The sequence below is a fragment of the Bacteroidota bacterium genome, assembly GCA_016714535.1.
Taxonomy (GTDB): Bacteria; Bacteroidota; Bacteroidia; order AKYH767-A; family OLB10; genus JADKFV01.
Map to the genome: position 1 here is coordinate 141,490 of JADKDR010000012.1, position 15,118 is coordinate 156,607.

The window sequence follows — 15,118 nt, forward strand, 5'->3', positions numbered from 1 at the left end:
CATGAACCGATTAGCGGCAATATTATTAGCAGCAACGCTTTGCCTAAATGGTTGTGCAAACGATAAACAAGAAGTACCACAACTTGACCCAGTGCTCGACTCAAACTTTCCGAAAGCGATTGGCGAAATTATAGTCAATAAATGTGCTACAGCAGGCTGTCATAATAATGCCAGTTTTCAGGCAGCGGCAGGCTTAAATTTATCTACCTGGGATAAGATGCTTAACGGAAGCCGAAGTGGTGCCGTAGTTATTCCTTTTGCAAGTGGCCAATCAAGTTTATTTTTTATTTGCAACACCTATGCTGATTTGGGTGTGCAACTATTACCTACAATGCCAATTAATAGCCCAAAACTTTCGAGGGAAGAAGTAATAAGTTTAAAAGCATGGATTGACAATGGTGCTCCTGCTGCCGATGGAAAAATTTTCTTCAAAGAAAATGCAGGCAAAAAACTTTTGATTACTAATCAAGGTTGCGACCTCATGGCAATATATGATCTTGAACGAGATGTGGTTGCTCGCTACCTGCCTATTGGGGCAAGCACAACACTTACCGAATCGCCTCACTATGTAAAAGTATCTCCAGATGGCAAATCTTATCTAGTGGTTTATTATAATAGCACCGCTCTCGAACATTATGATGCAGCAACCGACTCATTAATTGGCACAGCAACATTGCCTATGGCTACTGGTTGGAATGTTGTTGCCTTTACACCGGATAACAAAACAGCCATTGTATCTAACCTTACCGAAACTCAAGGTATAGGAGATGGAGGCGGTATACAAATGGTAGATTTAACAACGTACACACTCACCGGACCTTACATCTATCTGGCTCATGATGCCCATGGCATCATGATTAATTCAATTAATAATAAACTGTATGTTTCAAATCAATACAGTAACTATCTGTGGAGAATGGAATTAAATGATCCGGTAAATACGATTGAACCGGTTTCATTATCAGCAGACAAAAGTATTGTCAACTCAACACAATCGCTCAACCCGCACGAAATGATTTATATACCAGGTACGGGAAAATATTTTGTTACCTGCGATTACAGCGATGAGGTGCGCGTAATGGATGCCACCACCGACACCTTAATTGCCGTTATACCAACACCTGAAAAACCGCTTGAATTTGCGTACTCTACTAAGCGTGGTTTGCTCTTTGTAACGTGTAACGAAACTCCATCAGTAATACCGGCAACCAAAGGTTCCGTTTACGCTATTGATGTAAATACATTGCAGGTTGTTAAGCACTTTGAAACCGGATTTTACGAACCACATGGCATAACCATAGACGATGCGGCAGATAAACTATTTGTTATCAGCCGAAATATTGCAGCCAATGGCCCTGCTCCACACCATGCCTCTGAATGCGGTGGCCGCAATGGTTTCATGACCATTATCAACTTAATGAACATGCAAGTGTTAAATAAGAGACACGAACTCTCTGTAGACCCTTATGCTGCTACTATTATACAATGACCGTATATGCAGTTTGTAAAGCGCGGTTGCCTCAACTGTTAGCTGTAACTTTATTTACATTTTTTTTTATTTCGGGCATAGCCGCTTATGATGATTTTGGAATAAGTTGGGACGAATGTTATTCTCGCGACTTAACAGGTAAAGTGTCAACTCAATTTATAAAAACACTCAACGCCACACCCTATCTTGAAAACACAGAAAAATATCATGGCCCTTTATTTGAAAATTTATTAATCCTTGCTGAAGATATTTCTGGCTTTACCGATGTGCGGCAGATTTATCTACTCAGGCATTTAATGACTTTCTTACTTTTTTTTGGCGCATGCTTCGTATTTTATATGCTGGTGCACACGTGCCTTCAATCTCACTGGATGGCGCTTGCAGCCTGTGGTATGCTTATACTCTCGCCTCGCATTTTTGCCGATAGTTTTTACAACACCAAAGACTTGCCCATGCTTTCATTTTACATTTTCTGCATGTGTACCATGCTTCGGGTTATTCACTATTCATCAATCAAATGGATTGTGGTGCACGCCATTGTTTGCGGAGCATTGATGGCAATACGCATCAATGGGGTAATTGTGCCCTTGTTAACTATAGCTGTATTAGTTTATAAAGTGTTTGCTTATAAAATGCATTTTTACCGTTTACTCAAGCTATCGTTCATTTATATTTTGGCTGTTGCAATTGCCGTTACTTTATTCTGGCCCATATTGTGGCTTAATCCACCCGAACATTTTGTTCGTGCTTTTTTGGAAATGGTGCGATATCATTGGAGCGAAACCGTAGTTTTCAGAAATGCCATTTACCCTGCACAAAATTTGCCCTGGTATTATCTTCCTTGGTGGATGGCAATTTCTATTCCTCCACTTTATATGTTGCTTGCCTTAATAGGCTTTGCATACACACTGAGTTTACTTATCTATAAAAAATTCTGTTTAAATCATCACGAACTAGGCACGGTTACGTTACATGCTATGCTTTTGTTGCCCTTAACAGCTGTTATTATTTTACAGTCGGTAATCTACGATGGCTGGCGGCACATGTATTTTGTTTACCCTTCGCTGATATTGATGGCAACTTTTGGACTTAGCAAATTACTAAATGATCTAAAAAGCAGAATCATAGCAAAAGCTACTTTACTAACTTCGCTTTTAGCAACATATACAGCTATGGTTATATTTTTATTTATAAACCATCCTCATCAAATGGTATATTTTAACGTGCTTGCAAGTATTAAACAATACGAAGCTCCATTTCAATATGAAATGGACTACTGGGGATTGAGCTACCGTAATGCATTAGAGTTTATTGTGCGCTCCGATAAAAGAGATCATATTAAAATTGCTGTTGCCAATCAACCAGGAATTAATAATTGGAATATGCTCCCCATACAAGACCGCAGCCGCCTGCAGGTTTCGGATACACTAAGCGAGTATGACTATTACCTAACCAATTACCGTTTTGCCAACCGCAAACCCGAGGGCTTGATTGAAATTTATACCATAAAATCAGACGGTATAACTATTGCTGGTGTGTATAAAAGCGGAGTTAAATGAATTGATATTTTTTAGTTAAACAACTTCTTCCCTCATTTTATACAACAATAGAATGTACATTTACCACACCTAAAACCAAATTAATTTATAAGATGAATAGAAATAAAGCATTTAGCTTGTTGTTAATTATTTCAGCAGCTATCAGTGCATGCACTAATCAAAAAGAAAATAAAAAAGTGAACGAAAACAAGTATTCAGGTTCATTGACGCAAGCATGGCAAGGTCCGTATAATGGAGTACCGCCATTTGACAAGGTAACCGTTGATGATTTTATTCCGGCTATGGAAGATGCCCTGGCAGAAAAGAGAAATGAAATAAATGCTGTTGCCGAAAATTCGGAAGCAGCAAATTTTGCAAACACAATAGATGCTCTTGAAAAATGTGGCAATAAATTAAAACGTGTGCTGGCAATTTATTATGTATACACCAGTAATATGAATACCCCAAAGCTTGATTCAATTAAAGAAATTATTGAGCCTCGCCTGGCCGCTTTTAATGATGAAATTTTTCAAAACACAAAATTATTTGCTCGTATAGATGCAGTAAATGGACAAGACAAGAGTAAACTTACGCCCGAACAGCTGCGTGTGTTGTGGAGATATTATACCACGTTTGAACTTGCAGGTGCTAAGTTGGATGCGCAGGCAAAAAATCGTGTTGCCGAGATAAACCAAAAACTTGCTTCGCTTTTTACACAATTTCAAAAACATCAATTGGCTGATGAGTCTGAAAAATTTCTTGAAATAAGTGAAAGCGCTGATTTGGCCGGACTACCCGATGATGTGCAAGCAGCAGCGGCTGCTGCTGCAACCGAAAAAAACAAAACTGGCAAATGGGTAATTTCAAATTCACGAAGTGCTGTTGAACCCTTTTTAATGTACTCGAATAATAGAGCGCTGCGCGAAAAAGCATGGAAGATGTTTATTAACCGTGGCGATAATGGCGATGCGAATGATAACAACGCCATCATTCCCGAAATACTAAAGCTGCGTGCTGAGCGGGCAAAACTTTATGGCTATGCGACACATGCACATTGGCGCCTGGCAGATAAAATGGCAAAGACACCCGAAGCAGCCATGAAACTTCTTGAAAGTATGTGGCAACCTGCCGTAGGACGGGTTAAACAGGAAGTGGCCGATATGCAAGAATTGGCTGATAAGAATGGTGATAAAATAAAAATTGAACCTTGGGACTATCGCTATTATGCAGAGAAAGTGCGCCTTGCCAAGTATGATCTTGATGGCAATCTTGTAAAGCAATACTTGCAGGTAGAAAAACTTAGAGAAGGAATGTTTTATGTTGCAGGTGAATTATTCAATTTGGCATTTACGCAGGTAACAGATGTGCCCGTGTTCCATCCTGATGTGCGTGTATATAAGGTTAGTGATAAAACAAGTGGCGATTTGGTTGGGCTATGGTACTTTGACCCATATGCGCGTGAAGGCAAGCGCAGTGGTGCATGGATGACTGCTTATCGTGAACAAGAAAAACTTAATGGTAACATTACCACTATTGTTTCAAACAATTGTAATTTCATTAAAGGCGAAGCAGGTAAACCCATTCTGATTTCGTGGGAAGATGCTGAAACATTATTTCATGAATTTGGCCATGCCTTGCATGGCTTGTGCAGCAAAGTAAATTATCCATTACTGTCTGGCACCAACACTGCAACCGACTATGTGGAGTTTCCATCACAAATTTTGGAACGATGGTTGTCGACACCCGAAGTATTAAAAACGTATGCATTGCATTATCAAACTGGTGAGCCTATGCCTGAAGCACTTCTTACTAAAATAAAAAATGCATCGAAGTTTAATCAAGGCTTTACAACTGTTGAGTATTTGGCAAGCGCACTTATAGATATGAAGTTGCATTTGGCTGGAGAAGCTACGATAGATGCTGATAAATTTGAACGCGAAACTTTAACACAATTAGGCATGCCTGCCGAAATAGTTATGCGTCATCGCACGCCACAGTTTGGACACATATTTGCCGATGATGGTTACAGTGCCGGCTATTACAGCTATCTCTGGAGCGATGTACATAGTGCAGATGCCTACGAAGCATTTACCGAAGCAGGTGGCCCTTACGATAAAGAAGTGTGTAAGCGATTGCACGATTATGTATTTAGCATAGGTGGCACTATGGACGAAGCTGAGGCTTATAAAAAATTCAGAGGCAAAGAACCTAATGTAGCTGCATTGATGCGGGCAAGAGGTTTTTAATAAAAGTTTTTTTATCCACAAAATTCTGATTTGCAATCAACTTGTAATCATGAATTTCAAACAAGTTGATGACATATAACTAAAAAGGGTATAGAAGCATCCTGATAATTATCAGGATGTGTAAACGTTTGCCCTTCGGCTTCGCTCAGGGCGCCAAACACTGCTTGTTATATATAGCATTAAATTCCCAATTATTCAATTCGCTCATTCATTTGATTATATCATTATACCAACTAATAATCACCACCACCTTTCCGTACACTATGTTATTTAATACTTAAGCTAATAAAACTATTCTCTTATACTTGCATCAAAAAGAAAACAACAATGGAATGGAATGAATCGCTCGCGCACCGAGTAGTGAAAAAGATGATGGATAGTGATTGGTTTAGTCAATGGTTAGAAATTGAAATATTGGAGCTGGAAGCAGGCCGTTGCAAACTTGCCTGTAAGGTAACACATGCTATGCTAAACGGATTTGCCATTGCTCATGGAGGCATTAGCTACAGCCTTGCAGATAGCGCATTGGCCTTTGCCAGCAACTCGCATGGCATTAAGGCCATGAGTATAGAAACTACCATTTCGCACACGCGAATGATGAATGAAGGGGATGTACTAACGGCCACTACCGAAGAAAAAACCTGCGGAAAAAATACTGCCATCTATCATATTACTGTTACAAATCAAGATGGTAAAACCTGTGCCTTGTTTAAAGGTATTGTATTCCGCACCGGAGAAAACTGGTTTAACGATTAATCAACTATAGTCATGATAAAGAATATACTTCTATTCCCCTATCGCTTTTATGCCATCGTAATTTTCTTTTTGCTTTCGAGCATCATGATGCTAGCGTTTGTTATCGGCTTCAATTTATTTCCTGGCGAACGTGGCGAGCGTCTGGTTCATAAACTAACTGCAGTATGGGCCAAACTTACCTTTATTGTTTTATTCATTCGAGCACGAATAAAAAACAAAAACATCATAGATACCAACCGTCAATATGTTTTTATAAGCAATCATCGTTCGTTGCTCGATGTTCCTACATGGGCATTAAGCTGTGGAAATTTTTTAAAGTACTTATCAAAAGAAGAACTTACCAAGGCTCCTGTATTTGGCTATGTAATTAAGCGCATGTATGTAACCGTTCAGCGCAGCGATAGAGGCGACCGGTACCGAAGCATCGAAAAAATGCGCAACGCCTTGCGCAATGGTATCAGCATTTTTCTGGCACCCGAAGGAACACGGAACAAAACGAAACAAACCATACTCGAATTTAAAGATGGGGCATTTAGGCTCGCACTGCTCGAACAAAAACCAATCGCTATACTTGCTTTGTATAATTCGGATAAATTAATGCACCCTTCTAACCCGCTGAGCTTGCAGCCCGGCACCATTTACGGAGAGTGGTGTGCCATAATGGATACAACAGGTTTAACAGAAGATGATTTACCAAAAATAAAATCCGAAGCTTACGCAATAATGGAAAAGAGCTACAACCAAATGAAGGCGCAGCATCAATAATAAAAAGGATAATTTTCTTACACGGTTTTTAGACTGCTTCGCTTGGTTAAACTAAGTGTTAATATTTTTATCGAAAAGTTATTTTGCAAAAATAATTCATCTTTGTACCCTAAAATATAATTATGTTTATGAAACATTCTCTCGATACTTATAACTTTAAAGGTAAGCGTGCGCTTGTGCGTGTTGATTTCAATGTACCATTGCATAAAGAAACTTTGGCTGTAACCGATGATACACGCATACGTGCAGCCATACCAACCATAAAAAAAATATTGAATGACGGAGGCAGTGTAATCTTAATGAGCCACCTTGGCCGCCCATTAAAAAAGTTGAAAGAAGATGGAAGTGTAGATGTCAAAAAACATACCTTGAAAAATGTAATTGCTGTAACAGAAGAATTGCTTGGTAGTAAAATACAATTTGCAAACGATTGTATAGGCGAGGATGCAAAACATGCGGCTGCAAACTTGCAGCCGGGACAAGTGCTACTGTTAGAGAACCTTCGCTTTTATAAGCAAGAAGAAAAAGGTGAAGAAACCTTTGCGCATGATCTTGCCTCGATGGGCGATGTGTATGTGAATGATGCTTTTGGTACAGCACATCGTGCACATGCCAGCACTGCTATTGTTGCCAAATATTTTCCTAATGATAAATTGTTTGGCTATGTAATGGCAAACGAACTTGCCAATGCCGACAAGGTATTGAATAATGCAAACAAGCCTTTTACAGCCATTATGGGTGGTGCTAAGGTGAGTGATAAGATATTAATCATTGAGCAATTGATGCACCGTGTTGACAATCTTATTATAGGTGGAGCCATGGCTTATACTTTTGCAAAAGCACAAGGCGGACAAATTGGAAAATCACTTTGCGAGGATGATAAGCTGGAGTTGGCTTTGCAAATAATTGAAAAAGCCAAACAAAAAAAAGTAAACCTGCTCCTGCCAATTGATAGCATTAATGCCGAATCGTTTAGTAATGATGTTACCACGAGCACATCTCCTATCAATCAAATTAGCGAAAACTTAATGGGGCTGGACATCGGGCCAAAAACAATAGCTAAGTTTACAGATGCGATAGCAAATTCAAAAACCATCCTATGGAATGGACCAATGGGTGTATTTGAATTCTCGAATTTTGAAGCAGGCACCAAAGCTATTGGCGATGCGGTCTGCAAAGCTACTGCCAACGGTGCGTTCTCTCTTATTGGAGGTGGCGATAGTGCTGCGGCAGTAAATCAATTTGGAATGACTTCAAAAGTTAGCTATGTAAGTACTGGTGGAGGAGCACTTTTGGAATACATGGAAGGAAAAGAATTGCCCGGTGTAAAAATGATTTTACAATAGCTCTTGAAAATCTATTGAGCACAGTGCAATAAATTATCTAAGAATAATTTTTTGTTGTACGATGTGGTCACCCACCAAAGCTTCGATTAAATAAATTCCCATAGCCAAGTTACCGGTATTAAACTGATGTTTCCTGTTCCCTGATTTAGTCATCCAAACTGTTGCTCCGACCATTGAAAGCATTTTTACCATACCAATAACCTGACTTGCTTGTATTGTAATCTGATCTCCATTTTGTTGAATAATCAAATCAGAGTTTGGCTGTGCTTCATTCAGGTTTAGGTTTATAACCCCAATCTGATTTGAAAAAGTATGCTGCTGCTTACAAAATGAAGCTGTTAACGTAACCGTATACGTTCCTGTAGCATTGTATTGATGTGTTGGATTTTCTAACGTGGATGTATCGCCATCACCAAAATCCCATAGATAACTGTTGGCAAAAAGGCTGGTATTGGTAAAAGAAACACTTGCATTGGTATTAGCCGAAAAGCTAAAGCCGGCTTGTACATCATACGCTCCTACATACCATTGTGGCAAACTGTCGTAAGCTACAAGACGTGTTGCATGCTTTATCGAATCAGCATCGGCAAGCGAAATTTGCGAATTAAAAGTGATAAGCTCTGGATTCTTTCTTAGCAAGGTGGTATAAAAACTACAGGCCGCTGCATACGAACCATGCAGCGATGGATGGCTCTCGTCAGGCGAATATAAATCGATGGACGTTATGGTGTTTCTAATATAATTCCAAACTGCACCTACAGGAGTCACCACAGCGTTATTATTGGTTGCCATCATCATATACCGTAACCGTAACAAACTATCCATGCCCGCATACGTGCAAACCGGAGGCCAGTTAACGCAATTGGATGCGTCCCCATTCTTGCGTCCCCAGGTCATAAAAACATGGTCTCGGCACATGGGTTATGATGTTTTATGATGCTGTCAAGTGCGGTTGCGTAAGGAAAAGTTTGAGCTGCTACCTGTGCAATCGGAAATGACGGCCGCTGACTTTGCTCTTGTAAAATCACATAATCAAAATTCCCCTGCTTAATCTTATGGATGCAATTGGTATCACTAGCATGTAATTGAAAGGTATATCCTCCGGGAGCATAACTATCGAAAAGGATTGTATCACCGGTTGAAAACGCCATGTCGGCCACTAGTTGTGGCAATGAATTGAAATAGGTATAACTATTGCCAATAAACAATACACGCAGCGACTGTTGTGCATTGAGAAGTGTTGGACAAATCGCTAAGCATGCAATGGTATAAAAAAGTAAATGTCTTTTCATAGGAGTTTAATTGGGCAATGTTTTTTTTCAAACTATTATTCAACAGTAACTTCGGTAATTTCTATATATCTGCTACCGGCAGCTTGCGGGCTATAAATGGTAAATGCTTTGCTATCATTTTTTTCGGGAGTCTCCAACGCGTTGGTTTCACCACGCGGGTCATCCTCTAGCTTCAGTGCTTGTTCTCCTTCGAAAAATTGCTTTAACGCACCATTGTTATAAGCCATCAGATAATTCTTAATGCTCGAAATTCTTCGTTGCGATAGTTTATAATTATAACCTTCGTCAGCCAGCGAGCTCGCAGCACCCCGTACCATAATCGTAAGTGTTTTACCATTTTCTAACTTTTTCTCAAGGTACTCGCATAGCTTATCCAATTTTTCATAAGATACTTTAATGTCATTATCAAAAAAATTATTTATTCGCTCGGCAGCTTCTGCTTGTTCTATGGGTGGATAGGCGGCACTGTAATTTTTTACATACTCTCCTTGTTTGCCAACATATTGCTTGTAGAGTTCCTCATAGTTTCGCTTGCTAACAATCTTTAATGAATGTGGGTCGGGATAATCGTTATCAAAATACAACTTGAGCGGGAATACAAAACCTACTGCCTTCTCTATTTCGTTTCCTGCTTTCTTTACATTCTTCTTATCTGCAATAATTTCCTGTTTCTGCTTCTTATAATAATAGATATCATAGCAGCAGGTTTCACCTTTTAGACTGAATGAGCCAGGGCGATTTGATGTAAGCATTCCTGTACTGTCATTATTATCCTGTGTATAAAACAAATCGTGATATCCCGAATTATAGGGGACGCCTACATTAACAGGAACGGCAAGCGTTTGCACATCCGACTTGTAAATATCAAACCCACCAAAACCCGGATGTCCCATTGAGCTAAAAAACAATTCTCCCTGCGGGCTCACCCAAGGTGACTGTTCATCTTCGAAGGTGTTAATGGCATTTCCCAGATTAACAGGTTCGCTAAATTTAAATTCTTTGCTGATGGTGGATTTCCATAAATCATTCTTGCCATAACCTCCCGGACGATTACTTGCAAAGTAGAGTATATAGTCACCGTTACCATCCTGCACTATGCATGGTTGTGTGCTTGTATATTGATATGAATTAACATTGCCTCGTATTTTGCTTGCTTCCTGATAACCTTTCTTAAACTGCGTTTGGTATAAGTTACAAATCTGCGAGCCTGTGCTATCGTACCTGCATTTACAAAATACTGCAAAAGATTTGTCAGGACTAATGGCCATGTTGCTACTGCCAAGGTCTTCGGCATTAATGTTAACATCCATTGCTGAACTCTGTTTCCAGCTGCCCGGCTTTCCTTTGCTCATCATCACTTTGCTGATGTACATTTTTTCATTCTTGTTTTCACTATCAATGGAATAACGCATGCTTGTATAATGCATGGCGGTGTCATTAATAGTTACCGCTCCAAAATCAGAATACATGCTATTTATATTCTTTCCGGCATTCCTTACTTCCACATAACGCGAATTATCAGGAAAATTTGTCAACTGCTCACATGATTGCAAAGCCAATTTTGTTTTCTGCTGATAATAACCCTCCATGTATTTTGCTTTAGGCTCAAACTCGGCAAAATATTTTTTAGCAGTTTCATATAAGCCCATGTGCATTTTGCACATGGCTGCATAATAGGTTGCTAAAGGATACGCCTCACTGCTATCGGCCTTTGCTTGTTCAAACATAAGCCCGGCATTCTTGTAATCGTTATAATTATAATAGGCAAGGCCCGCATTGTACATGTATTCCACTTTGGCGGCATCCAGATTGCCGGCCTGTGTATAGTACCAGGCGGCATTATAGTAATCGCCTATGGCAAAACTCTTTTGTGCCTCTTTAACATAAGCAACGGGAGATTGCGCTATAGTAACAACTGCCGGAAGCAATGCTGCGATAACGATGACCATATATGTTTTAAACAACTTCATGCTACTCAATTAATAATGCATGGCACCGAAGGTTTTATCTTCTTAATTTTTGAAAATGTATAAACCAAACTCACCTCTGTAGCTCCGCGATTGTTGGTGGCCCTTTTCCAGTCGGAGATATTTACATCATAAGAAATGCCTGCATCAAAATTTCCTATCATACATCCTACCATAGCTATGGCTGCATCATTTAAGCGATAGTGCAAACCGGCCTTTACTCCGCGTATCAATGCTGTTGCCTTTTTGGTCTTCCAAAAAGCATTCGCTCCTGCCATGACTTCGGTAAGTGATTGCTGCTTCATATAAGCCACCGAAGGCGTAAGAGTAAACTGTCGGTTAACTTGATGACTAGTAAAAAGCGATGCCATAAGATGCATGGGATATTTTGCATTTGCAGAATTAACAAACCTAAATTGCGGGCTATTGATATGCATCGCTCCTGCACCAAAGCCGATGGAGAAGTTTTCTTTAACCCTTTTTAAAAAACTAAAACCTGCACCAAGGTCAATTGCACCGGCATTGTCTGAAGACAATGCCTCACCGGTGGTTAACAACGCATCATATTTTTCTCCATCAAACTGATTATCCCATGTGTATTTAGAAAAATTAAAACCCTTCATCAGGTATCCTAACGAAACCCCAATATTAAGAAAGGTAGTACTGTCGCTTCCGAGATGAATGCCATATCCAGGCATTAACTGTATGGAATTAGAAACCAGGTTGCCATCGCCTGCCTTGTCCTGATAAAGACTTAAGCCAAGATTAAATGATTTGCGGTCGTTACTTTTTATCTTGCCATCAAGTGCAAGGCCGGTGGTAACAAATGGAACTGTAACCGAACGCCATTGTTGACGGTACAACAAGGCACCTCGATAGTTGCCACTAAACGCGCCAACATTGCCCGGATTAAAAAAGCTCAACCCCGCCTGATATTGACTGAAATGAATGTCCTGACCAAATGCAGTTTGCCTGGTCACAAAAGTGATCATTACGCAAAAGAGGATATATATTTTCCATCCACTCATCTCAACAAAGTTATATTGCCCTTACGGACAAATAATTTTTTATTTAAACACACTGCCTCAATATAATAATCAAACACACCGGTGGCAAGGGGGCTTCCCTGATGTGTGCCATCCCAACCGGTTTCTATTAGGTTGGTTTCAAATAATTTCTGACCCCAGCGGTCATATATGATCATGGTTATTTTTTCGAGCACCTGACTACGAACAAACAACGTATCATTTTCTCCATCTCCATTTGGCGTAAATGCATTTGGAATAAAAATATATGGCTCTTCGCATTCATCGCCAAAAACCTTCACGGTTATAGTTGCCGAATCGCGGCAGTCTAACGAATTAGTAACATACACCGTATAGGTTGTAGTTTGATTTGGCACTACCAGTATGGTAGACAAGTTAGGATTCGGAATTCCAACAGAAGGCTGCCATAAATAAGAAACGGCACTGCTGCTGCTTGCAATAAGCGATGCAGGGTCGCCACTTTGCACGATGGCAGGATTTGCTGTAGCGGTAACATTCAAGATCGGGTAAGGAATATTTACTGCTTTTATTACTGTATCACGACATCCTTTATCTGAAATAAAATACCCGGTAACTTGGTAGCTACCATCAGCCAAATAAGTATGCGCGGTATTGTTACCAGAGCCAGTATTGTTATCTCCAAAATTCCATTGATGATTGATGGTAGTTTGATTGGTAAGTTCAAACTGTGAAAATGAAACTTTGCCCGTGCAACTATCAACCAAGAAATTAAAATCAACCTGGTATTCTCCGACTATCGAAATAAGTTTAATAATCGTATCGTTGCAAGCAGGGTTATTATTAAAAGCAATTAAGGTTACGGTATAGGTGCCGGGAGCAGGAAAAGTATAGACAGGATCTTGCAATATACTTGTATCAGCAAGTGTTGTGTTATCGCCAAAATTCCAGAAAAAGCCGGTGGCATTGTAGCTAACGTTCGAAAACTGCACGGTGGTGCTATTCTGGCAAAGTATATCATCACCTCCTATAGATGCAATGGTTATGTTTGGGCATGGAGTGACATTGAACTGAAAATCGCGTTTGGTTGCCCCAAGCAAAATACCATTGCGAAATTCCTTTATACATACACTATATACAAACTGTCCTTGATTGTCAGGAGTTGCTGTGAGCTTTCCAGTAAAAGGATTAATTGCAAGCGGCCCACCACCCATTACATTTACAAGGCTGAAACCGGGCGCCCATACAATATTCAAGTACGGTGGAGCCCCTGGTGGCTGTGGATTAGGCATGCCCTGATTGGCGCCATTAAAGGGAGTGCATATTTCATAAAAAAGCGAGTCTCCATCGGCATCGGTGGCGCTATTGTCAAACTCAAAATACACATCCTCGCAAATAAAAGGTGCAGGTAACTGTTTAATTACCGGGTTGCTGTTGTTGGGGAACTTTTCGGTGCCGGGTATGGTTGCGTAAATGGTAATCCCCTGAGCATCGGGCGAAACAATATTATCTAAACTCGCATTTCGGCAACATCGCTGGTAGGCAAGCTGATATCCACCGGCAATGGCAGGCAATTGCAAAATGGTATCATACGTAGCCTTACGGTAACAGATATCGACAGGAGGCGGCAGGCAATTGGTAGAAATTACTGGCGGAATCAAAACGGAGTCAGCATTTACGTTTACTCGTAAATCATACATCAATACATTGCTGCTATTGAAAACACCTATGGATGCAACCGGGTCAAAAGGAGGAACTCCATAATAACAATCACGGTATACGATAAGCGTAATTTTGTAGGTATCGTTACCTAAGAATTCATAATTAATTTCGCCACCTACTATATGTGTTGCACTTACTGCACCGGGCAACAAGGCATACAGTATAACTAAAAAAAATGCCCTTAACTTTTTCATTGTATATTGGCAGCTAAAATAGAAAAATCTTTGGTACACTCTTATGTTTTAGGCCAATATGTAAAAGCATTAAAAATAGGGCAAAGCTGATTGACCTATTGAATACATCATTTTTTAAATAAAAGAGTATGCATTAGCTTAAGAGAAAAAGAACAGGTTATGAGTAATTTATTCATATGTGAACTACTTCACCTTAATCTCCAGCATCATTTCGTTTTCGATAAATGCATGGAGCACATCGCCTACCTGCACCGGTCCTACACCTGCCGGAGTTCCCGTAAATATTAAGTCACCCTTTTTGAGCGAAATAAATTGCGAAACATAGTGAATAAGGTAATCTACTTTAAAAATCATCAACGCTGAGTTGCCTTCTTGCACACGCACATCATTCTTGTGTAAGGAAAAGTGCATGTTATTTAAATCAGGGATTTCATCCTTGCTTAAAAACTTTTTTGATACCGGGGCGCTGCCATCAAATGCCTTGGCCAACTCCCAGGGCAGCCCCTTTGATTTTAATTCTGCCTGTAAATCGCGGGCAGTAAAGTCTATGCCTACTCCAACCTCCTCGTAATAGTTTTTTGCAAATCGCTCTTCAATGCATTTGCCATTTTTGGAAATTTTAATAACCAACTCCACCTCATGGTGCAAATCCTTGCTAAAGTCAGGATAAAAAAAAGGCATTCCTTTTATAGGAATAGCAGTTTCAGGTTTCATAAATATAACCGGACTCTCATTTACCGGATTGTTCAACTCCTTGGCATGGGCTGCATAGTTGCGACCAACACAAATAATTTTCATT

At 39.9% G+C, this 15,118-nt stretch carries 12 protein-coding genes; 6 read left to right on the top strand and 6 right to left on the bottom strand.

Going from position 1 to position 15,118, the window contains the following annotated elements:
* Position 1: 1 nt before the first annotated feature.
* From IPO27_15315 to IPO27_15340, 6 genes are all read left to right on the top strand, one after another.
* Positions 2-1,489: a hypothetical protein gene (locus IPO27_15315; protein MBK8847830.1), complete on the top strand. Its 1,488-nt coding sequence runs from the start codon at positions 2-4 to the stop codon at positions 1,487-1,489.
* On the top strand, positions 1,486-3,048 hold the full coding sequence (locus IPO27_15320) for a glycosyltransferase family 39 protein (GenBank protein MBK8847831.1): 1,563 nt from the start codon (positions 1,486-1,488) through the stop codon (positions 3,046-3,048). Before IPO27_15315 ends, IPO27_15320 begins: the two co-directional genes overlap by 4 nt.
* A gap of 92 nt (positions 3,049-3,140) precedes the next feature.
* The gene (locus IPO27_15325; GenBank protein ID MBK8847832.1) at positions 3,141-5,273 is read left to right on the top strand and encodes a M3 family metallopeptidase; all 2,133 of its coding nucleotides are present in this window, start codon (positions 3,141-3,143) and stop codon (positions 5,271-5,273) included.
* 327 nt (positions 5,274-5,600) lie between these two features.
* Positions 5,601-6,029 (top strand): hotdog fold thioesterase, encoded by a 429-nt coding sequence (locus IPO27_15330; protein ID MBK8847833.1) that lies wholly within the window; start codon positions 5,601-5,603, stop codon positions 6,027-6,029.
* A 12-nt stretch (positions 6,030-6,041) separates the two neighbouring features.
* On the top strand, positions 6,042-6,794 hold the full coding sequence (locus IPO27_15335) for a 1-acyl-sn-glycerol-3-phosphate acyltransferase (GenBank protein MBK8847834.1): 753 nt from the start codon (positions 6,042-6,044) through the stop codon (positions 6,792-6,794).
* Between the two features lie 128 nt (positions 6,795-6,922).
* Positions 6,923-8,140 (top strand): phosphoglycerate kinase, encoded by a 1,218-nt coding sequence (locus tag IPO27_15340; GenBank protein MBK8847835.1) that lies wholly within the window; start codon positions 6,923-6,925, stop codon positions 8,138-8,140.
* A 33-nt stretch (positions 8,141-8,173) separates the two neighbouring features.
* Here the strand turns inward: IPO27_15340 and IPO27_15345 are convergent, their stop codons facing one another.
* From IPO27_15345 to IPO27_15370, 6 genes are all read right to left on the bottom strand, one after another.
* Positions 8,174-9,058, bottom strand: a complete 885-nt coding sequence (locus tag IPO27_15345; protein ID MBK8847836.1) for a PKD domain-containing protein — start codon at positions 9,056-9,058, stop codon at positions 8,174-8,176.
* Complete coding sequence (locus IPO27_15350) at positions 9,034-9,432, bottom strand: hypothetical protein (protein ID MBK8847837.1); 399 nt, start codon at positions 9,430-9,432, stop codon at positions 9,034-9,036. Before IPO27_15350 ends, IPO27_15345 begins: the two co-directional genes overlap by 25 nt.
* 35 nt (positions 9,433-9,467) lie before the next feature.
* Positions 9,468-11,402 carry an OmpA family protein gene (locus tag IPO27_15355; protein ID MBK8847838.1) on the bottom strand — a complete coding sequence of 645 codons (1,935 nt, stop codon included), beginning with the start codon at positions 11,400-11,402 and terminating at the stop codon, positions 9,468-9,470.
* A gap of 5 nt (positions 11,403-11,407) precedes the next feature.
* Complete coding sequence (locus IPO27_15360) at positions 11,408-12,391, bottom strand: PorP/SprF family type IX secretion system membrane protein (GenBank protein ID MBK8847839.1); 984 nt, start codon at positions 12,389-12,391, stop codon at positions 11,408-11,410.
* Between the two features lie 32 nt (positions 12,392-12,423).
* The gene (locus tag IPO27_15365; GenBank protein ID MBK8847840.1) at positions 12,424-14,319 is read right to left on the bottom strand and encodes a gliding motility-associated C-terminal domain-containing protein; all 1,896 of its coding nucleotides are present in this window, start codon (positions 14,317-14,319) and stop codon (positions 12,424-12,426) included.
* A 183-nt stretch (positions 14,320-14,502) separates the two neighbouring features.
* Positions 14,503-15,117, bottom strand: coding sequence for a fumarylacetoacetate hydrolase family protein (locus IPO27_15370; protein MBK8847841.1), 615 nt, complete (start codon positions 15,115-15,117; stop codon positions 14,503-14,505).
* Position 15,118: the final 1 nt, after the last annotated feature.